Origin of the sequence: Bacillus sp. FSL R10-2780 (genome assembly GCF_038006125.1) — a bacterium.
Lineage (GTDB): Bacteria > Bacillota > Bacilli > Bacillales > Bacillaceae_G > Bacillus_A > Bacillus_A cereus_U.
This window is the reverse complement of the sequence record NZ_JBBOUQ010000001.1, coordinates 2,521,143-2,541,658: the sequence shown is the minus strand read 5'-3', so window position 1 is coordinate 2,541,658 and position 20,516 is coordinate 2,521,143. Positions and strand designations below refer to the sequence as shown.

Genomic DNA, 20,516 nt, shown 5'->3' with positions numbered 1-20,516 from the left:
TTCTAATTAAATAAGTACAAGCATATATTGGAACAAGCTAGGCGTAAGGGAGGCTTGTTCCAATATGCGTGTATCAAATGTAACGGTTAGGAAACGACTTATTTTTATACTTATATCGGGTATACTCATTTTCACCATCATCGATATTCGTCTTGGATATGTGCAATTTTTTCTTGGAAATATGTTAACGGATCGTGCGAAGGATTCATGGAGTCGTAATATTACTTTTGAACCAGAGCGAGGGAAAATTTTAGATCGAAATGGTGTGGAGCTTGCTACGAATAAAAGTGCACCTACCGTCTTTGTTGTGCCAAGGCAAATTGAAAAACCAGCAGAGACTGCAGAGAAGTTAGCTGCAGTATTAGGTGTGGAAAAAGATGATGTTTATAAGCGGATTACAAAAAAAGAATCGATTGTAAGGCTGGATAAGGGCGGAAGGAAAATATCGCATGACAAAGCGAAAGAAGTACGCGGATTAAGTTTAAAGGGTGTGTACATCGCAGAGGATTCTATCCGGTACTATCCATTCGGTAATTTTTTATCACACGTATTAGGATTTGCGGGCAGTGATAATCAAGGGCTTATGGGACTAGAGAAATATTATGATAAAGAGCTAAATGGTGATAAAGGTCATGTGCGATTTTTTGCAGACGCGAAAGGACAGAGAATGCCTAACGTTGGAGATGATTTCAAAAAACCAGAAGCCGGCTTGAATTTAGGATTAACAATTGATTCACGCATTACGAGGATTATGGAAAGAGAAATGAATATTGCGGAATCAACGTATAATCCTGACGGTATAATAGCAATTGCAATGAATCCGAAAAATGGTGAAATTTTAGGTATGTCAAGTCGACCAAGTTTTGATCCAGCAGATTTCCAAAGTGTTTCTCCGGAAGTATATAACAGAAACTTACCTGTATGGAGTACGTATGAGCCGGGGTCAACATTTAAGATTATTACATTAGCTGCAGCCTTGAATGAAAATTTGGTAGACTTAGAGAAAGATACATTTTATGATGATGGGGCAGCTGAAGTTGGTGGAGCTAGATTGCGGTGTTGGAAAGCTGGAGGCCATGGTAGCCAAACGTTTTTAGAGGTAGTTCAAAACTCTTGTAACCCAGGATTTATTGAACTCGGTGATCGTCTTGGTAAAGATCGATTGTTTAAATACATTCGCAATTTCGGGTTTGGACAGAAGACCGGAATTGACTTACAAGGTGAAGGTAGCGGGATTTTATTTAATTTAGATAAAGTTGGTCCAGTCGAGCAAGCGACGACTTCATTTGGGCAAGGTGTTTCTGTTACACCGATTCAACAAGTAGCAGCTGTAGCGGCCGCTGTAAATGGTGGAACTTTGTATCAGCCATATATAGCGAAGGAATTTATTGATCCGAAGAATAATCAAGTTGTCAGCAAAAAGACACCTGTTGCGAAAAGGGAAGTTATTTCCAAGGAAACTTCAGAGAAAGTTCGTTACGCATTAGAGAATGTTGTAGCGAAAGGTTCTGGTAAAGGGGCTTATATTGATGGATATCGTGTAGGTGGAAAAACTGGAACTGCTCAAAAGGTGAAAGATGGAAAATATTTAGATAATAACTATATTGTATCATTTATCGGTTTTGCTCCAGCTGACGATCCGCAAATTGTTGTTTATGTAGCAGTGGATAATCCAAAAGGAGTCACTCAATTTGGTGGAGTTGTAGCAGCACCTATTGTTGGGAATATTCTTCGTGACGCACTTCCTGTAATGGGAGTGGAACCGAGAAAAGAGCAAGTTGAGAAAGAATATAAATGGGGCGATACACCAACTGTGGAAGTTCCGAATTTAATTGGTATGAAAAAGAAAGATTTACAAACGCAACTTGTAGACTTGAAGCTTGATATAAGTGGTGATGGTGGGAAAGTAATTAAACAATCACCAGAAGCAGGAGCTAAAGTAAAAGAGGGTTCAAAAGTTAGAATTTACTTCGGGAATTAAAGGTAACTGATTGTGTTTTATGGTACAATTGGTGGAAGTGAGTTCTTTATAGAAAAATTGCTTTATTTGAGACGATAAGTGTCTCATTAATAAATAAATCTATTGATTAGACTATAGTAGCACTTACCTCCTATTTTTATATAACTAGGAGGTAACGTGTTACTTGCTAAAATAAGAGATAAATAAACAATGTAGAGAGGGTTTAGTGAAATGAAGTTGCATACACTTGTATCATGTTTGCATGATTTTCCAGTTGTTCCAACAGAAAATCCAGAAATAACATCTATTGAAGCGGATTCACGTAAAGTGAAAGAGGGAAGCTTATTTATATGTATGAAAGGATATACGGTTGATAGCCATGACTTTGCTAAGCAAGCAGCCGCACAAGGAGCGGCTGCTATTGTTGCGGAAAGACCAATTGATGTTGACGTTCCAGTTGTACTTGTGAAAAATACTTTTCGTTCGCTAGCGGTTTTAGCTGATTATTTTTATGGCCAACCAACACACAAGTTACATTTAATCGGTATTACAGGTACAAATGGAAAGACAACAACATCGCATATTATGGATGAAATTATGCGCGCACATGGTCATAAAACAGGGCTAATTGGAACGATTAATATGAAAATCGGTGATGAAACATTTGAGGTGAAAAATACAACACCAGATGCACTAACACTTCAACAGACATTTTCAAAAATGGTTGAACAAGGTGTGGATAGTACAGTAATGGAAGTTTCGTCTCATGCTTTAGATCTTGGCCGTGTACACGGGTGCGATTACGATGTTGCAGTATTTACGAATTTAACACAAGATCATTTAGACTATCATAAAACGATGGAAGAATATAAACATGCGAAAGGGTTGCTTTTTGCACAGCTTGGCAATAGTTATCATCATAATCGTGAAAAATACGCTATATTAAACAGTGATGATCCAGTAGCAGAAGAGTATATGAGAAGTACAGCAGCTACTGTTGTAACATACGGTATAGATGTTGCAAGCGACATTATGGCACGAGATATCGTAATGACGAGTGGCGGTACAACATTTACACTTGTAACACCGTATGAAACTGTAAATGTTACGATGAAATTAATTGGTAAGTTTAATGTATACAACGTGTTAGCTGCTACAGCAGCAGGTCTTGTTTCAGGAGTGAGCTTACAAACAATTATTGATGTAATTAAAGAGCTTGCTGGCGTTCCTGGACGTTTTGAAGTTGTTGATGGTGGACAAAATTACACAGTTATTGTTGACTATGCACATACACCTGATAGCTTAGAGAACGTACTAAAAACAGCAAAACAGTTTGCAAAAGGTGATGTATATTGTATCGTTGGTTGCGGTGGTGATAGAGATAGAACGAAAAGACCAATAATGGCAAGTGTTGCAACCAAATATGCAACTCATGCAATTTATACATCAGATAATCCAAGAAGTGAAGATCCGAAGGCTATTTTAGATGATATGGTAAATGATGTAAAAGGGAATGATTATGAAGTAATTGTCGATCGAAAAGAAGCGATACGTTCCGCTATCTCGAAAGTGAAAGCAGAAGATATTATTATTATTGCTGGTAAAGGGCATGAAACGTATCAAATTATTGGTAAAGAAGTTCATCATTTTGACGATCGTGAAGTTGCTAAAGAAGCAATCACGGAGCGTTTAAACAACGAAGTGTAACAGCATGAGAGGAGGACTACATGTGCTTGAACAAGGCTTATTAGTAACGGCTGGGGTAGCATTCTTAATTTCTGTTGCCCTTTCGCCATTATTTATTCCATTTTTAAGAAAGTTAAAGTTCGGACAGAGTATTCGTGACGAAGGACCGAAGTCACACCAAAAGAAATCAGGGACACCAACGATGGGTGGTATTGTCATATATGTATCTATGATGGTGACTACGCTTATTATGGCGATTAAATTTAACAATTTAGGTGCAGAAGTATCATTGTTATTATTAGTTACATTTGGGTACGGATTAATCGGATTTTTAGATGACTACATAAAAGTAGTAAAGAAAAGAAATCTTGGTTTAACATCAAAACAAAAATTGATTGGTCAGCTTGTAATTGCTATTGCGTTCTTTTTAATTGGAAAAGGGCAAGCATTTCACACTTATATCATGATTCCGGGAACTGATGTTAAATTTGAATTAGGCTGGGCATATTTTGTTCTTGTATTATTTATGCTTATTGGTGGATCAAATGCGGTTAATTTAACAGATGGTTTAGATGGTTTATTATCAGGAACAGCTGCTATTGCATTCGGAGCATTTAGTATTATTGCTGTAGCTCAAGAACAATTTGGGGTAGCGATTTTCTGTATGGCAGTTGTAGGAGCTGTACTTGGCTTTTTAGTATTCAATGCGAATCCAGCAAAAGTATTTATGGGGGATACAGGTTCTCTAGCTTTAGGTGGTGCTATCGCAGCTGTAGCGATTTTGTTAAAACAAGAATTGTTACTCGTTATTATTGGCGGTGTATTCGTAGCGGAAACTTTATCTGTTATTATCCAAGTTATTTCGTTCAAAACAACAGGAAAGCGTGTCTTTAAAATGAGTCCATTACATCATCATTATGAATTATGTGGTTGGTCAGAGTGGCGCGTTGTTGTAACGTTTTGGTCTGTAGGATTTTTATTAGCTGTGCTAGGAATTTATATCGGGGTGTGGATGTAATTGAAAACTGTAACTGAATATCAAAATAAAAATGTTCTTGTATTAGGTATTGCTAAAAGTGGTTATGCAGCAGCTACTTTATTAAAAAAATTAGGGGCAAACGTCATTGTAAATGATGGGAAACCATTAGTGGGTAATGTGCTTGCTGCTGAGTTACAAGTGGAAGGAATGGATGTTGTATGTGGTGGGCATCCGTTAGAATTGCTGGAGAGAAACATTTCACTTGTCGTAAAAAACCCAGGAATTCCATATTCTAATCCACTCTTAGTGGCGGCGAAGGAAAAGCAAATTCCAATTGTAACTGAGGTTGAATTAGCATATCGCATTTCAGCAGCACCGTTTGTTGGGATTACGGGATCTAACGGCAAAACAACAACGACAATGTTAACGTTTGAAATGTTAAAAGAAGGACAAAAGCACCCAGTTATTGCGGGGAATATAGGTACTGTAGCTTGTGAAGTTGCACAATTGGCGAAAGAAAATGAAGTTGTCGTTACGGAACTTTCATCGTTTCAATTGATGGGAGTGGAATCGTTCCAACCAAAAATTGCAGCCTTTTTAAATTTATTTGAAGCGCATTTAGATTATCACGGGACGAAGAAAGAGTATGGTTTGGCGAAAGCGAATATTTTCAAAAACCAAACTGAAACAGATTATAGTGTAATTAACGCAGATGATGCAGATGTAATGGCATTATCTGCATATAGTAAAGGACAGAAAGTATTATTTTCGACGACGAAAGAAATTGAAGATGGTGCGTGTATAAAAGATAACGCTCTTTATTTTAAAGGCGAAAAAGTACTTAAAGTAAGCGATATTGTTTTACCTGGTAAGCACAATTTAGAAAATATTTTAGCAGCAATGAGTATTGCTAAATTACTAGGTGTTTCTAATGAAGCAATTACTGCTGTGTTAAAAAGTTTTACAGGTGTAAAACATCGCTTAGAATATGTAACAACGATTAATAATCGTAAATTTTATAATGATTCAAAAGCGACGAATATGCTAGCGACAGAAAAAGCATTATCTGCATTTACACAACCGATTGTATTATTGGCTGGTGGACTTGATCGTGGTAATGAATTTGATGATTTAATTCCATACTTTAAACATGTCAAAGCGATTGTAACATTTGGACAAACTGCACCAAAATTAGTAAGAGCGGCAGAAAAAGCAGGATTAGATGTAATTGAAAGTGTCGATACTTTAGATGATGCAGTAGTGAAGGCTTATGCTCATTCTACGGCTGGTGATATTATTCTTCTTTCACCAGCATGTGCAAGCTGGGATCAATTTAAAACATTTGAAGAAAGAGGAGACATTTTTATACAAGCTGTGCATAAACTTATATAAAGTAAATCAAAACATCAGTAGGCTAACACCTACTGATGTTTTGTTACATAGGGCAAAGGTTCTGCCCAAAGAGGTGGTGTTCATGGGTAATGAAGAAAACGCCTGATTTTATTCTCATCATCGTTACACTTGCGTTGTTAACAATCGGAATGATTATGGTTTATAGTGCGAGTGCGGTTTGGGCCTCTTATAAAATGGGGGATTCATTCTTTTTTGCAAAAAGACAATTGTTATTTGCAAGTCTTGGGGTAGTAGCTATGTTTTCTCTCATGAAAATTGATTATTGGGTGTGGCGTACGTATTCAAAAGTAATTTTACTAGTTTGTTTCGTTCTTCTTATTCTCGTTCTTATTCCTGGAGTAGGTCTCGTTCGTGGGGGAGCGCGAAGTTGGATTGGAATCGGAGCATTTTCTATCCAACCGTCAGAGTTTATGAAATTCGCGATGATTATTTTCTTAGCAAAATTTTTAGCGGAACGACAAAAATTAATTACATCGTTTAAACGAGGTTTGCTACCGGCTCTTAGTTTTGTATTTCTTGCTTTTGGGATGATTATGTTACAACCAGATCTTGGTACGGGAACGGTAATGGTTGGGACATGTATTATTATGATATTCATTTCGGGAGCAAGGATTTTTCACTTTGCAATGTTTGGTTTGCTTGGTGCAGCGGGATTTGTAGGGTTAATTGCATCAGCACCATATCGAATGAAACGCATCACATCATATTTAGATCCGTGGTCGGATCCGCTCGGAAGTGGATTTCAAATTATCCAATCGTTACTCGCAATTGGACCTGGTGGTTTATTTGGGCTTGGACTTGGACAAAGTAGACAAAAATTTCTTTATTTACCTGAACCACAAACAGACTTTATATTTGCAATCTTATCCGAGGAATTAGGTTTTATTGGTGGTTCATTTGTGTTATTATTATTTAGTCTATTATTATGGCGCGGGATTCGTATAGCATTAGGAGCGCCAGATTTATATGGTACGTTTTTAGCAGTAGGTATTGTGGCGATGATTGCGATTCAAGTAATGATTAATGTTGGTGTTGTAACAGGACTGATGCCTGTTACGGGTATTACTTTGCCGTTTTTAAGTTATGGTGGATCAAGTTTGACCTTAATGTTAATGGCAGTAGGTGTATTATTGAATATAAGTCGCCATTCTCGCTATTAAACCCTGTTTAAAAGACAGGGTTTTTCGTGTGTGTGTGAAAATACAATATGTATATAGAAATAAATACGATTGAATAAGAACAGGGAAGTGGAGGAATCAGTAGTGCGAGTATTAGTAAGTGGTGGGGGTACTGGAGGACATATTTATCCAGCTCTTGCTTTAATTAGAGAAATAAAAAAACTAAATCCGGAAGCAAGATTTTTATACATTGGTACAGAGAATGGATTAGAGAGTACCATCGTACCGAAAGCGGGTATTCCGTTCCAATCTATTGTTATAAGTGGATTTAAACGAAAAATATCTCTTGATAATGTAAAAACAGTGATGCGTTTCCTAAAAGGTGTTCAAGATAGTAAACGATATATTCGTCGTTTTAACCCTGATATTGTGATTGGTACGGGTGGATACGTATGTGGGCCAGTTGTATATGCTGCGGCTAAATTAGGTATTCCGACTATTGTACATGAACAAAATAGTGTACCTGGTGTAACGAATAAATTTTTAAGTCGTTATGTCGATAAAGTTGCAGTTTGCTTTGAAGCAGCTGCAGAACATTTCCCACAGTCAAAAGTGGTTATGACAGGTAATCCACGTGCATCAGAAGTAATGGACCAAAATGGAATGAAAGGAAAACGTTCGGTAGGACTATCCCTTTCTAAAAAATCCGTGCTTATTTTTGGTGGGAGTCGCGGGGCTAGACCGATTAACGATGCTTTTGTAGAAGCGATTGAACAATTTGGGAATAAAAGTTACGAAGTATTATATGTAACAGGCGAAGTACATTATGATAAAGTTATGGAAGCCGTGAAACAAAAAGGGAATCCGAATAATGTTATTATTAAACCTTTTATTCATAATATGCCAGAGGTACTGACTGGTGTAGATCTTGTTGTTTCAAGAGCAGGGGCTACAACGCTTGCAGAATTAACAGCGTTAGGAAAGCCAAGTGTATTAATTCCAAGTCCGTACGTAACAAATAACCATCAAGAAAAAAATGCACGATCAGTTGTTGATAAAGGAGCAGCTAAAATGCTACTTGAAAAAGATTTAACATCTGAAACGCTTATTCGTGACATTGATGAGATTTTATTGGATACACAAACATTACAAAATATGAAACTGGCTACTAAGCAACTTGGTATTCCAGATGCAGCAAATAAGCTATATGAAGTAATGAACAAGCTTATTAAAAAATAACATTAGGTGAACGCCCTGCATATTACTGTAATAAGGAGACTTAATATGGGGGAGATTGTCTATGGAACAATTAGTAAAAGAGCTTTTAGAAGCAAATGTTGGTCGCGTGTTAGTTAATGAACCGTTAGCGCGTTACACGACTATGAAAATAGGCGGACCAGCTGATATTTTAATTGTGCCAAAGCATGTTGCTGGTATTGAGAAGACGCTAGAGTTAGTAAAGAAGTACAAGACAGGGTGGACTGCAATTGGTCGTGGTTCAAATCTTCTCGTATCTGATCAAGGTATAGAAGGTGTGGTTATTCGTTTAGGAGAAGGATTAGATCACTTAGAAGTCGAAAAACATAGAGTAAGAGTTGGTGCTGGATACCCCCTTATTAAATTGTCAACTTTACTTAGTCGACAGGGATTAGATGGCTTGGAATTTGCAAGTGGTATTCCAGGAAGTGTTGGCGGTGCAGTGTATATGAATGCAGGCGCTCATAAGTCTGACATATCGAGTGTATTGACGAAAGCTCGTATTTTGTTTGAAAATGGAACAATTAATTGGTTGACGAATACCGAAATGGGATTTTCTTATCGCACATCTGTATTGCAAGTGAAACGCCCTGGTATTGTTTTAGAAGCTGAATTCCAATTGGAGGTAGGCGAACGCGAGGAAATTGTAAGAAGCATGCAAAAGAATAAAGAGTATCGCCGTGAAACGCAGCCTTGGAATCACCCTTGTGCAGGAAGTATATTTCGAAATCCAGTCCCATATTTTGCAGGAGATTTAATAGAAAAATCAGGGCTGCGTGGCTATAAAATAGGTGGAGCTCAAATTTCTGAAATGCATGGAAATTTTATTGTTAATACTGGTGTGGCTTCAGCGCAAGATGTATTAGACTTAATCGCATTGATAAAGCGTACAATTAAGGATAAATTTGGTGTTGATATGCATACAGAAGTAGAAATAATTGGAAGATAACGGTTGTTCGTTCCGCTCATTATCATTTATGTTATAATAAGAAGATAAGAACGGCATGAGGAACATGCCGTTCTTTATGTTACATAGGGGGATCGTACATGAAAAATAGTAAAGTGATTAAACTACAAGATCGTGTACCAAAATTAAAGAATCAAAAGAAAAAAAATAAGAAACCTGTTAATCATCGGTTAATTTTATACATATCGATTTTATTTTTATTAGTACTCTTTTTAATTTATTTTCGGTCTCCGCTTAGTAATATAAAAAAGATAAGTGTGTTTGGAAATCATTATATGACAGATGAACAAGTTATGAAGGAATCAGGTGTGACATATGATACGAGTTATTTCCGAGTAACAGCACATAAAGCAGAAGAAAACTTAACGAAACGAAAAGAAATTAAAGCGGTAAATGTAAAAAAACGTTTCCCAAACAAAATTGATGTTCATATCGAAGAATATTTAACAATTGGCTATATAAACAAAGATGGGAAATTACAACCGTTATTAGAAAATGGGAAAACACTCGATGTACTTCCGAACGGAAAGCTTCCAGTTGCAGCACCAATTTTTGAACCGTTTAAAGAGGAAAAAATGAAGGAATTAATTGCAGAACTAGAAAAATTAACGCCAACTATTTTAAGGTCTATTTCTGAAATTCGTTATACACCAACGAACGCAAATGAAGATCATCTTACTTTATATATGAATGAAGGATATGAAGTGAGCACCACTATTCAAAATTTCGCAAAGCGAATGGAAGCTTATCCACTTATTTTAAAAACAATTGAACCTGGTAAGAAGGTTTTAATTGACTTAGAAGTGGGTGCATATACGAAGGAACTAGGTGCTGAAGAAAAGAAAGAATAGAATGATAGTTTTTATTGCGTTATTACGTATGGAATGAAACGAATGTTCTTTTATATGGATGCTAATTTGCAAGAATGCTTAATTTGATGAAAAAAATGTAAATTTTCTTAGATTCATACTAGGATTGGTACAAGTTTCACTTTTCTACAAGTACATCTTAGTGTAGACTTATACTTGGCGGTAATCTTTACACTTGAAATATAATTATTTCAAGATAGAGCAGTTATTCACAGGTTACTGCGATATTCTTAAATGAATGTTAAATAAAAATAAGAAAAATATAGGGTTAAAAAAGGGAAACGTATAAAGACGTTGAATATTTTTCTTATAAATAGTAAAGTTGCGATTGTTGTTCCATATATTGAGTTGTATGGTATAAATAAAGAAGGAGGTGCCAAAGAATGAACAGCAATGAAATATATGTTAGTCTTGACATCGGTACATCCAATGTTAAAGTCATCATTGGTGAAATGGTTAATGATAGCTTAAACATTATTGGTGTTGGAAACGTAAAATCAAATGGTTTGAAGAAGGGATCGATAGTTGATATAGATGAAACTGTTCGATCAATTAAAAAAGCAATTGAACAGGCTGAGCGCATGGTGGGTATCCACATTGAGCAAGTTGTAGTAGGTGTCAATGCAAACCAGGTACAGTTGCTCCCGTGTCACGGAGTAGTTGCTGTTTCAAATGAAGATCGTGAAATCGGGAATGAAGATGTCTTACGCGTTCTAGATGCAGCGCAAGTTGTGTCAATTGCTCCTGAACGTGAATTTATTGATGTGGTACCTCGACAGTTCATTGTAGACGGTCTTGACGAGATTAACGATCCACGCGGGATGATCGGTGTAAGATTAGAAATGGAAGGTACACTTATTACAGGCTCGAGAACTTTACTACATAACCTACTTCGTTGTGTAGAAAAAGCAGGTCTTGAAATTGTTGATATTTGTCTGCAACCTTTAGCAGCAGCGACAGTTGCGTTATCTTCGGATGAAAGACATAGAGGGGTAGCCCTTGTTGATATGGGTGGAGGATCTACAACCTTATCTATTTTTAAAGATGGAGAGTTGCAAGCAACGAGCGTATTGCCATTAGGTGGAGATCATATAACGAAGGATATAGCAATTGGGCTGAAAACTTCAACAGAAAATGCAGATCAAATTAAGCTGAAATATGGACATGCTTTTTATGATACAGCATCTGAAGAAGAGATGTTTACGGTTCCTATTATGGGAAGCGATCAAACAGAACAATATTCTCAGTTGGAATTATCGGATATAATAGAGGCTCGTGTAGAGGAAATTTTAATGTTTGTTCAAGATGAAGTGCGTAAGTTAGGAGTAAAGCAAGTAGCTTCTGGATATGTACTAACTGGTGGGATAGCTTCTATGCCAGGTATTCTTGATCTTGCATACGATATTTTACATGAAAATGTTCGTATAGCAACCCCTGATTATATTGGTGTTCGTGAGCCCCAATATACAAGTGGAGTTGGATTAATTAAACATTCTTATCAAAAAGCTAAATTACGTGGGAAAAATGTGCAGGAAAAGCAAGAACATTTTGAACCAGTACCAGCACCAATGCCGGTACAACAGCAACCTGCGAAACAGAAAAATCGTAATCAAAATAATACTAATCAAAATGATGACCGCATGATGTCAAAAGTAAAACGTGTATTCCGTTATTTATGGGATTAAAATTGGACACGAAAAATGAGGTTCTAGGGGGATTTCGACATGTTAGAGTTTGATACTACTCAAGATCAATTAGCAAATATAAAAGTTATCGGTGTCGGCGGTGGCGGAAACAATGCTGTAAACCGTATGATTGAACATGGTGTACAAGGTGTAGACTTTATCGCTGTGAATACTGATGCACAAGCATTAAATCTATCAAAAGCTGAAACGAAAATGCAAATTGGTGGAAAATTAACGCGTGGACTTGGTGCAGGCGCAAACCCTGAAGTAGGGAAAAAAGCTGCAGAAGAAAGTAAAGAACAGATTCAGGAAGCACTTCGTGGTGCGGATATGGTCTTCGTAACTGCTGGTATGGGCGGCGGAACTGGAACTGGTGCAGCTCCAGTTGTTGCTCAAGTTGCAAAAGAACTAGGTGCGTTAACAGTTGGTGTTGTAACACGCCCATTTACATTTGAAGGACGTAAACGTGCAACTCAAGCTGCATCTGGTATTGCTTCATTTAAAGAAAATGTAGATACACTTATTGTAATTCCAAATGATCGCTTATTAGAGATTGTTGATAAAAATACGCCAATGTTAGAAGCGTTCCGTGAAGCTGATAACGTATTACGTCAAGGTGTTCAAGGTATTTCTGATTTAATTGCTACACCAGGTCTAATTAACTTAGACTTTGCAGACGTAAAAACAATTATGTCTAATAGAGGTTCTGCTTTAATGGGTATCGGTTCTGGTAATGGTGAAAATCGTGCTGCTGAAGCTGCGAAAAAAGCGATTTCTAGTCCATTACTAGAAACATCTATTGATGGAGCTCAAGGTGTTATTATGAACATTACGGGCGGCGCAAACTTAAGTTTATATGAAGTACAAGAAGCAGCAGACATTGTAGCTTCAGCTTCGGATCCAGAAGTAAATATGATCTTCGGTTCTGTTATTAATGAAGGATTAAAAGATGATATCGTTGTCACTGTAATTGCAACTGGTTTTGATGATAGTGCTTCGACGCAACCACCAAAACCAATTATCCGTCCGACTGCGAATCATTCACAACAGCAACAACAACAACCAGTAGCTCAACCTTCAAAACAACGTGAAGTTAAGCGTGAAATGAAACGTGAAGAGCCGGTTATGCATGATCGTCATACAGATTCAGATGACATCGATATTCCAGCATTCTTACGTAACCGTCGTAGACGATAAAAGAAAAGGAGCTTTCATGCTCCTTTTTTTTGTTGTCTAAATGGAAAAGATCTGCTAAGCAGATCTTTTTTTATTATTTTGCATATGGAGAGTCCAGTCCTATTTTGGAGCTATAAGCTGTGATAAGTAAAGTGAAACTTTAATTAGTAGGGATTGTTCATCCAAAATGATTGTTAGCCTGACTCCCGCTTAATTTCTGTACTTTTTTGTAGCTGAATTTTGAGGCAGGGGTGTTACTGCCCGCAAATAGCAAGATTAGCTTTGTATATATATAATTCAATTATTATGTATACAAGTAAGAGATTTATATTATTCTATGAAAAATACACTTTTATTTTTTACCGACAGATTATGTCTAGAAATCACAAAATAACAAAAAAAACCCTCCACCAATTGACACACTTTCCTATTGGATATGCATTATACTAGTCTCAACTTAAAAAAAGAGGTGAATTGTTTGGTTGTTTACGCCGACATTGTTTGGTTGTTAAACGCCTGCATTGATTTTCTTTTACTTTTATTAACAGCCACCGTGTTAAAAAAGAGAATCAAAAGATGGAGGCTTGTGTTAGGGGCATTTATAGGTTCAACTATTGTTATTTTCGCCTTTACGCCTTTTGCTTCTATGATGACACATCCAATTATGAAACTATTGTACTCGTTACTTATTGTGTATACAGCATTTGGATTTTCAACATTTAGAAATTATGCACAAACTGTTTTTACTTTCTATTTTGTAACCTTTATGGTTGGTGGAGGATTAATTGGAACGCATTACTTTTTACAAACGAACGCAATGGTAAATGGGTTAGTTCAATCTAAATCAGTTTCTTACGGTGATCCAATTAGTTGGTTGTTTGTTATTTTTGGTTTTCCAGTAATTTATTATTTTTCTAAAAAGCGTATAGAAAGCGTAGAGGTCACAAAGATACACTATGATCAAATCGTGAAAGTGAAAATTCAATTAGCTGGAGAGGAACTAGAACTAGCAGGTCTAATTGATAGTGGGAACCAACTTTATGACCCGTTAACAAAAACACCCGTTATGATTATGCATATTTCATCATTAGAACATTGTTTGCCAGCTTGGTTAACAGAACAAATTTATTCCAAAACAGAAATTCCTCAAATACCAGAAAATGATTCTGGGTGGGCGACGAAACTACGTTTAATTCCTTTCCGAGCAGTAGGAGTAGAGAATCAATTTTTATGGGCAATTAAGCCAGATTGTGTGCAAGTTTATCATGAAGGTTTGGTTGTTGTAAACAAAGTACTGATTGGATTAAATACACAACAATTATCTACCAATGGAGAGTATCAATGTATTGTACATCCGAAAATGTTGATTTCGCAAAAGATGGTAATTGCTTAATTATGAGAGGCGGGATAATATGGTGAAATTTAAATTTTATTTGGTATACCTTTGGTATAAAGTATTGCTGAAATTAGGAATTAAGACCGATGAAATTTATTATATTGGCGGAAGTGAAGCGTTGCCACCGCCGTTAACGAAAGACGAAGAGGCAGTTCTTTTGAATAAATTACCAAATGGAGATCAAGCTGCCAGATCGATGCTTATTGAACGTAATCTACGGCTTGTTGTATATATAGCAAGAAAATTTGAAAATACAGGGATAAATATTGAGGATTTGATTAGTATAGGAACAATTGGTCTTATTAAGGCAGTGAATACATTTAATCCAGAAAAGAAAATTAAATTAGCAACATATGCATCTCGTTGTATAGAAAATGAAATTTTAATGCATTTGCGTCGAAATAATAAAAATCGTTCGGAAGTTTCTTTTGATGAACCGCTTAACATTGATTGGGACGGAAATGAACTGTTATTATCAGATGTGTTAGGTACAGATGATGACATTATTACAAAAGATTTAGAAGCTACTGTAGATCGTCATCTTTTAATGAAAGCATTGCATCAATTAAATGATCGTGAAAAACAAATTATGGAGCTTCGGTTTGGACTCGCTGGTGGCGAAGAGAAGACACAAAAAGATGTGGCTGATATGCTTGGAATTTCACAGTCGTATATTTCTCGTTTGGAAAAAAGAATTATAAAAAGATTACGAAAAGAATTTAATAAAATGGTGTGAAGAATAAGACCAGTCGGTATCTAGACTGGTCTTATTTTCTTTTTGTGCATTAGGAAATATGATGTTTGTGAAAAACGATGGGAAAACCGTATGCATAAAATCCCCTTCAAAGGAAATACTTTACACTGTACAGCAACTCCCGATAGGAGGGAACACTTTGACGAGAAACAAAGTAGAAATTTGCGGTGTTGATACAGCTAAACTTCCAGTACTAAAAAATGAAGAGATGCGTAAATTATTTCGTGAAATGCAAAGTGGAGAGATAAGCGCCAGAGAGAAATTAGTGAATGGAAACTTACGTCTTGTACTGAGCGTCATCCAAAGATTTAATAACAGAGGAGAATATGTTGATGATTTATTTCAAGTTGGTTGCATTGGACTTATGAAATCCATTGATAACTTTGATTTAGGCCAAAATGTAAAATTTTCAACGTATGCTGTGCCGATGATTATTGGGGAAATACGCAGATATTTGCGTGATAACAATCCAATTCGCGTATCTCGCTCATTACGAGATATTGCGTATAAAGCGTTGCAAGTAAGAGAAAAATTGATTGCTGAAAATTCCAAAGAACCAACAGCAATGGATATTGCTAAAGTTCTTGAAGTGACACATGAAGAAATTGTCTTTGCGTTAGATGCTATTCAAGATCCAGTTTCATTATTTGAACCGATTTATAATGATGGAGGAGATCCTATCTTTGTTATGGATCAGTTAAGTGATGAAAAACAAAAGGACGAGCAGTGGGTTGAAGAACTAGCGTTGAAAGAAGGGATGAAGCGTTTGAATGATCGTGAGAAAATGATTATTCGAAAACGGTTCTTCCAAGGAAAGACACAGATGGAAGTTGCCGAAGAAATTGGGATTTCTCAAGCACAAGTATCACGTTTGGAGAAGTCTGCTATTAAGCAAATGAATAAGACGATTCAAGGATAAGGTCCTCACCAGTTATGGTGAGGCCTTTTTTATATATAATATTTTGCTCTCATAGTAGAGTGGGTAGGTTCATATAATGAAAATGAAATGGATGTTCTATTAGTAGCGGTTATATACTGTTTACCCGCTTCAAAATTCGGCTGAAGTAAGAAGTTAGATGGAAGCGGAGCTACCCGAAAAAGTCCGATTAGCATGGGCTAATAATCAGTAGGGATGGGAAAAATCCCACTGATTAAGGTTTCACTTTATTTGAGAGCGTACTTATGATTCATGATATAAGGGAGAGGATGAATATGATACGAATTTCGGAGTTTCAAATGAAGGATGTTGTAAATATTTTAGATGGAAAAAGGCTTGGAAATATTGGAGATATTGATTTTGATATAGACACAGGTAAGATTAGGACAGTTATTATTTCCAAGCAGACACGTATGCTAGGACTCTTTGGAAAGGAAGTAGAATTTGTGATTCCTTGGGAGCAAATTATGAAAATTGGGGAAGATGTCATACTTGTCAGAGTAGATAATATTAATTCTGTAACAGAATCAATACAAACACCGACAATTTTATAAAGAATATTACAAATTCCCCTTTTTTTTCAGTTGTCATTATGAAAAAATAAAAGTATGGTAAAATAGACAGGAAGTACCATGCTTTTTTCTGTTATTTTAATTAAAAGGAGCCGCTTTATGAGAGAACCATTTAAATATGTGGACGGTATACTGTATTTACAAGCGTGGAAAGAACTTGGAAACATTACTGTTGGATTTACGACAAAAGATGGTGGAGTAAGTACAGGCTCCTTTCATGCGATGAATTTAGGATTACATGTGAATGATATCGTGGAGAATGTTCATGAAAACAGACGCATTTTAGCGAATAAGTTACAAAAACCATTAGAAAAATGGATTTGCTCTGAACAAGTTCATGACCATCATGTTGAGAAAGTAGGACTGCAAGAAAAAGGGAAAGGCGTTTATTCATATGAAGACGGTATTCCAAAAACGGATGGCATTTATACGACTAACAAAGATGTTCTCTTAACATCTTGTTACGCTGATTGTGTTCCGCTCTATTTTTATGCACCATCACATGATATGATAGGACTTGCGCATGCTGGGTGGAAAGGGACTGTAACAGAGATTGCGAAAGAAATGATTCAAAAGTGGAATGCAGAAGGTGTTTCAAGTGATGAAATTCATGTCGCAATTGGTCCTGCAATCGGATCATGTTGTTATGTTGTTGATGATCGTGTATTAACAGCAGCGCAGCAAGTAGTAAACGGATCAGTTCCCTATAAAGTAATTTCTGATGGTCAGTATGCAATTAATTTAAAAGAAGTTAATCGTATATTATGTGTACAAGCAGGTATAAAAGAAGAACATATTGTAATGTCATCTCTTTGTACAAGCTGTGAAGAACAATTATTTTTCTCTCATCGTCGTGATCAAGGTAAGACGGGGAGAATGTTGAGTTTCATAGGTTTTAAGGAGGAGTGAAGCAAGTGACAGTGCAAGGGAATTTAGCAGATGTAAACGAAGCAATTAAAGAATCTTGTGCACGAGCTGGACGTTCGACGAAAGATATTAAGCTCGTTGCAGTTACAAAAACTGTAGGAATTGAAAAAACAAGCGAAGTAATTGAAGCAGGAATTATTGACTTAGGTGAAAATAGAAATGAAGGTTTCTTACAAAAATACGAGCATTTCGGTTCAAAAGTGAATTGGCATTTTATTGGCTCATTACAAACGAGAAAAGTAAAAGAAATCATTAATGAGATTGATTATTTACATTCATTAGATCGTCTCTCACTTGCACAAGAAATTCAAAAACGTGCTGATAAGAAAGTTAAATGCTTTATTCAAGTGAAAACATCATCTGAAGAATCAAAGCAAGGATTGGCGATAGAAGAAACAATTTCTTTTATTCAAAGTTTGCAAGAATTGGATAAGATTGAAGTGGTAGGATTAATGACAATGGCTCCGTTTACAGGAGAAGAGGAAGAGATTCGTCGCTGCTTTAAGGAATTACGCATGCTACAAACAGAGGTGCAGGAGCTAGAATTATTACATGCACCATGTAAAGAATTATCAATGGGAATGTCAAATGATTACACGATTGCAATTGAGGAAGGCGCTACATATATTCGTTTGGGAACGGTTTTAGTAGGAAAAGCGTAAGAGGAAGGAGAAAGTTATTATGAGTTGGTCAAAAGTAAAATACTTCTTTTTTGACACACCGGAAGAAAAAGAAGCAGCTCAATATAGTTATGAAAAGGAGCAAACAGACATGAAAAAACAACAAGATCCCCCAGAACAACAAGATGTTCCGTTTGCGAAAGTGCAACCGAAGCAAAATGTAGTGAGTATTGAAACAGCGAAGCAATCTTCAAAAGTTGTTTTACTAGAACCACGCACATATTCGGAAGCGCAAGGCATTTCGGATCACTTAAAAGGTAGACGAGCTGTTGTAATTAATTTGCAAAGAATGTCTACAGATCAAGCTGTACGTATCGTTGACTTTTTAAGTGGTACTGTATACGCTATAGGCGGGGACATTCAAAAAATAGGCCCGAAAACATTTATGTGTACACCTGAAAATGTTGATATCGTTGGTGCGATTTCAGAGTTATTCGGTGAAGAAGAAGAGACAAATATAAAGAGGTGGTAATACGCCATGACAACAGTTGTACAAGTATTGCAGTCTGCTATTCAAATTTATTCCTATGCGCTTATCATTTATATTCTTTTGTCTTGGTTCCCAGGTGCAAGAGAATCAAAATTTGGTGATTTTCTTGCACGCATTTGCGAACCTTATTTAGAGCCTTTTAGGAAATTTATTCCACCGCTTGGTATGATTGATATTTCTCCACTTGTTGCGATTTTCACATTGAATCTCGCTAGTAGAGGATTGACAAGTTTGTTTTTTTATTTTGTTTAGCGAAAGGCTACATACATGAGCATCTACGAGCATTTTAGACCTGATGAAGAGGTCTTTGTGGATAAAGTAATAGAGTGGAAACAGGCTGCTGAGTACCATCAAGTCAAGTTAACAGATTTTCTTGATCCAAGACAGCAACAAATTGTTTCTATGGTAATAGGGCAAGGAGATGTAGCTGTACGGTTTGATGGTGCGATGCCTGAAGCCGAACGAAAAAGAGCACTAATTTATCCAGATTATCTAGAATTAAATGAAGAGGAATTTCAAGTAGAAGTATTAGAAATTGACTATCCTTCCAAGTTTTTCACGCTAGAACATAGGCAAATATTAGGTGCATTCATGTCACTTGGTTTAACAAGGGAAAAATGTGGTGATATTTTGCTTCAAGAAGATCGTGCCCAAATTGCAGTTGCGAAAGAAGTTGTATCCTATATTGAAATGAACTTACAATCAATAGGGAAAATGAAAGTCACACTCTCTCCTATACAAGTAGAGAAAGTTTTGCGTGTAGGTGAAAAGTGGGGAGAAAAATCTGGAACAGTTTCGTCACTTCGTCTAGATGTTTTATTAGCTGAAATGCTGCATATATCTAGGCAGAAAGTACAGCCTCTTATAAAAGGTGGCCTAGTAAAAGTCAATTGGAAAACAGTAGAGCAAACTTCGTATGAATGTTTTCCGGGTGATGTTTTCTCGGTTAGAGGGTATGGACGAAGTAAATTATTTTCTGTAGAAGGTAAAACGAAGCGCGACAAATGGAGAGTTTTGTATGGTATACTAAAATGATTGGTTTTTTAGAAGGAAATTCTCTTATTTTGTCGAAGAAAAGATATAATTGAAAGAGGAAATTTAGATAACTACTTGGAGGTGGCGTTGTGCCGTTAACACCATTAGATATTCATAACAAAGAATTTGGTCGCGGATTCCGTGGCTACGATGAAGATCAAGTAAATGAATTTCTTGATCAAATCATCAAAGATTATGAATTAGTCATTCGTGAGAAAAAAGCTTTAGAAGAAAAGGTTGCACAATTAGAAGGAAAGTTAGATCATTTTTCTAATATTGAAGATACGCTTAACAAATCTATCATTGTCGCACAAGAAGCTGCTGAAGAAGTGAAACGTAATGCACAAAAAGAAGCAAAATTAATTGTACGTGAAGCAGAAAAAAATGCAGATCGTATCATTAATGAAGCATTAGTGAAATCAAGAAAAGTTGCATTTGATATTGAAGAGTTAAAGAAACAAGCGAAAGTATTCCGCACTCGTTTCCGTATGTTGTTAGAAACACAGCTTGAAATGTTAAGCAACGATGATTGGGACAAATTAATTGAGTTAGAAGACGAAGTGGACGAACTGTTGAAAAAAGAAGAAACAGTGTAAGCTTGACGTTTTTCTCATT

Annotated in this window: 20 protein-coding genes; all 20 read left to right on the top strand. The window is 36.3% G+C overall.

Going from position 1 to position 20,516, the window contains the following annotated elements; translation table 11 throughout:
• Positions 1–64 precede the first annotated feature (64 nt).
• Positions 65–1,981: a stage V sporulation protein D gene (locus NSQ47_RS13090; RefSeq protein WP_341037111.1), complete on the top strand. Its 1,917-nt coding sequence runs from the start codon at positions 65–67 to the stop codon at positions 1,979–1,981.
• A gap of 210 nt (positions 1,982–2,191) precedes the next feature.
• On the top strand, positions 2,192–3,667 hold the full coding sequence (locus NSQ47_RS13085; RefSeq protein ID WP_215579484.1) for a UDP-N-acetylmuramoyl-L-alanyl-D-glutamate--2,6-diaminopimelate ligase: 1,476 nt from the start codon (positions 2,192–2,194) through the stop codon (positions 3,665–3,667).
• Between the two features lie 22 nt (positions 3,668–3,689).
• On the top strand, positions 3,690–4,664 hold the full coding sequence (mraY, locus tag NSQ47_RS13080) for a phospho-N-acetylmuramoyl-pentapeptide-transferase (protein WP_002014738.1): 975 nt from the start codon (positions 3,690–3,692) through the stop codon (positions 4,662–4,664).
• Positions 4,665–6,017, top strand: coding sequence for a UDP-N-acetylmuramoyl-L-alanine--D-glutamate ligase (murD, locus tag NSQ47_RS13075; protein ID WP_341037109.1), 1,353 nt, complete (start codon positions 4,665–4,667; stop codon positions 6,015–6,017). It abuts the gene before it with no gap.
• 89 nt (positions 6,018–6,106) lie between these two features.
• Positions 6,107–7,198, top strand: a complete 1,092-nt coding sequence (spoVE, locus tag NSQ47_RS13070; RefSeq protein ID WP_016106029.1) for a stage V sporulation protein E — start codon at positions 6,107–6,109, stop codon at positions 7,196–7,198.
• A gap of 102 nt (positions 7,199–7,300) precedes the next feature.
• Positions 7,301–8,395 carry an undecaprenyldiphospho-muramoylpentapeptide beta-N-acetylglucosaminyltransferase gene (gene murG, locus NSQ47_RS13065; RefSeq protein ID WP_002088269.1) on the top strand — a complete coding sequence of 365 codons (1,095 nt, stop codon included), beginning with the start codon at positions 7,301–7,303 and terminating at the stop codon, positions 8,393–8,395.
• Positions 8,396–8,456: 61 nt separating this feature from the next.
• Positions 8,457–9,362 (top strand): UDP-N-acetylmuramate dehydrogenase, encoded by a 906-nt coding sequence (murB, locus tag NSQ47_RS13060; protein WP_341037107.1) that lies wholly within the window; start codon positions 8,457–8,459, stop codon positions 9,360–9,362.
• A 98-nt stretch (positions 9,363–9,460) separates the two neighbouring features.
• Positions 9,461–10,231 (top strand): cell division protein DivIB, encoded by a 771-nt coding sequence (gene divIB / locus NSQ47_RS13055; RefSeq protein WP_002111435.1) that lies wholly within the window; start codon positions 9,461–9,463, stop codon positions 10,229–10,231.
• A gap of 401 nt (positions 10,232–10,632) precedes the next feature.
• Positions 10,633–11,934 (top strand): cell division protein FtsA, encoded by a 1,302-nt coding sequence (gene ftsA / locus NSQ47_RS13050; protein ID WP_078172914.1) that lies wholly within the window; start codon positions 10,633–10,635, stop codon positions 11,932–11,934.
• 39 nt (positions 11,935–11,973) lie between these two features.
• Positions 11,974–13,131 (top strand): cell division protein FtsZ, encoded by a 1,158-nt coding sequence (gene ftsZ, locus NSQ47_RS13045; RefSeq protein ID WP_002160704.1) that lies wholly within the window; start codon positions 11,974–11,976, stop codon positions 13,129–13,131.
• Positions 13,132–13,588: 457 nt separating this feature from the next.
• Positions 13,589–14,503 carry a sigma-E processing peptidase SpoIIGA gene (gene spoIIGA, locus NSQ47_RS13040; protein WP_341037105.1) on the top strand — a complete coding sequence of 305 codons (915 nt, stop codon included), beginning with the start codon at positions 13,589–13,591 and terminating at the stop codon, positions 14,501–14,503.
• Positions 14,504–14,522: 19 nt separating this feature from the next.
• Complete coding sequence (gene sigE / locus NSQ47_RS13035) at positions 14,523–15,242, top strand: RNA polymerase sporulation sigma factor SigE (protein WP_002111431.1); 720 nt, start codon at positions 14,523–14,525, stop codon at positions 15,240–15,242.
• 157 nt (positions 15,243–15,399) lie between these two features.
• Complete coding sequence (gene sigG, locus NSQ47_RS13030; protein WP_000197755.1) at positions 15,400–16,179, top strand: RNA polymerase sporulation sigma factor SigG; 780 nt, start codon at positions 15,400–15,402, stop codon at positions 16,177–16,179.
• A gap of 293 nt (positions 16,180–16,472) precedes the next feature.
• Entirely contained in the window at positions 16,473–16,751 is a 279-nt protein-coding gene (locus NSQ47_RS13025; RefSeq protein ID WP_341037104.1) for a YlmC/YmxH family sporulation protein, read from the top strand.
• Positions 16,752–16,868: 117 nt separating this feature from the next.
• On the top strand, positions 16,869–17,678 hold the full coding sequence (gene pgeF / locus NSQ47_RS13020; RefSeq protein ID WP_002111428.1) for a peptidoglycan editing factor PgeF: 810 nt from the start codon (positions 16,869–16,871) through the stop codon (positions 17,676–17,678).
• 5 nt (positions 17,679–17,683) lie between these two features.
• The gene (locus NSQ47_RS13015; protein WP_016106024.1) at positions 17,684–18,358 is read left to right on the top strand and encodes a YggS family pyridoxal phosphate-dependent enzyme; all 675 of its coding nucleotides are present in this window, start codon (positions 17,684–17,686) and stop codon (positions 18,356–18,358) included.
• A 19-nt stretch (positions 18,359–18,377) separates the two neighbouring features.
• On the top strand, positions 18,378–18,848 hold the full coding sequence (locus NSQ47_RS13010) for a cell division protein SepF (protein WP_002014721.1): 471 nt from the start codon (positions 18,378–18,380) through the stop codon (positions 18,846–18,848).
• 6 nt (positions 18,849–18,854) lie between these two features.
• Positions 18,855–19,118, top strand: coding sequence for a YggT family protein (locus NSQ47_RS13005; RefSeq protein ID WP_002111425.1), 264 nt, complete (start codon positions 18,855–18,857; stop codon positions 19,116–19,118).
• A gap of 15 nt (positions 19,119–19,133) precedes the next feature.
• The gene (locus NSQ47_RS13000; protein ID WP_002111424.1) at positions 19,134–19,901 is read left to right on the top strand and encodes a YlmH family RNA-binding protein; all 768 of its coding nucleotides are present in this window, start codon (positions 19,134–19,136) and stop codon (positions 19,899–19,901) included.
• 89 nt (positions 19,902–19,990) lie between these two features.
• Positions 19,991–20,497 carry a septum site-determining protein DivIVA gene (divIVA, locus tag NSQ47_RS12995; protein WP_002088249.1) on the top strand — a complete coding sequence of 169 codons (507 nt, stop codon included), beginning with the start codon at positions 19,991–19,993 and terminating at the stop codon, positions 20,495–20,497.
• Positions 20,498–20,516: the final 19 nt, after the last annotated feature.

Excerpts from the sequence above, each read along its gene's own strand:
- NSQ47_RS13090 (WP_341037111.1), top strand. The coding sequence starts at position 65 with ATGCGTGTATCAAATGTAACGGTTAGGAAACGACTTATTTTTATACTT.
- NSQ47_RS13085 (WP_215579484.1), top strand. The coding sequence starts at position 2,192 with ATGAAGTTGCATACACTTGTATCATGTTTGCATGATTTTCCAGTTGTT.
- spoVE (WP_016106029.1), top strand. The coding sequence starts at position 6,107 with ATGAAGAAAACGCCTGATTTTATTCTCATCATCGTTACACTTGCGTTG.
- murB (WP_341037107.1), top strand. The coding sequence starts at position 8,457 with ATGGAACAATTAGTAAAAGAGCTTTTAGAAGCAAATGTTGGTCGCGTG.
- divIB (WP_002111435.1), top strand. The coding sequence starts at position 9,461 with ATGAAAAATAGTAAAGTGATTAAACTACAAGATCGTGTACCAAAATTA.
- ftsA (WP_078172914.1), top strand. The coding sequence starts at position 10,633 with ATGAACAGCAATGAAATATATGTTAGTCTTGACATCGGTACATCCAAT.
- ftsZ (WP_002160704.1), top strand. The coding sequence starts at position 11,974 with ATGTTAGAGTTTGATACTACTCAAGATCAATTAGCAAATATAAAAGTT.
- sigE (WP_002111431.1), top strand. The coding sequence starts at position 14,523 with ATGGTGAAATTTAAATTTTATTTGGTATACCTTTGGTATAAAGTATTG.
- NSQ47_RS13025 (WP_341037104.1), top strand. The coding sequence starts at position 16,473 with ATGATACGAATTTCGGAGTTTCAAATGAAGGATGTTGTAAATATTTTA.
- pgeF (WP_002111428.1), top strand. The coding sequence starts at position 16,869 with ATGAGAGAACCATTTAAATATGTGGACGGTATACTGTATTTACAAGCG.
- NSQ47_RS13010 (WP_002014721.1), top strand. The coding sequence starts at position 18,378 with ATGAGTTGGTCAAAAGTAAAATACTTCTTTTTTGACACACCGGAAGAA.
- NSQ47_RS13005 (WP_002111425.1), top strand. The coding sequence starts at position 18,855 with ATGACAACAGTTGTACAAGTATTGCAGTCTGCTATTCAAATTTATTCC.
- NSQ47_RS13000 (WP_002111424.1), top strand. The coding sequence starts at position 19,134 with ATGAGCATCTACGAGCATTTTAGACCTGATGAAGAGGTCTTTGTGGAT.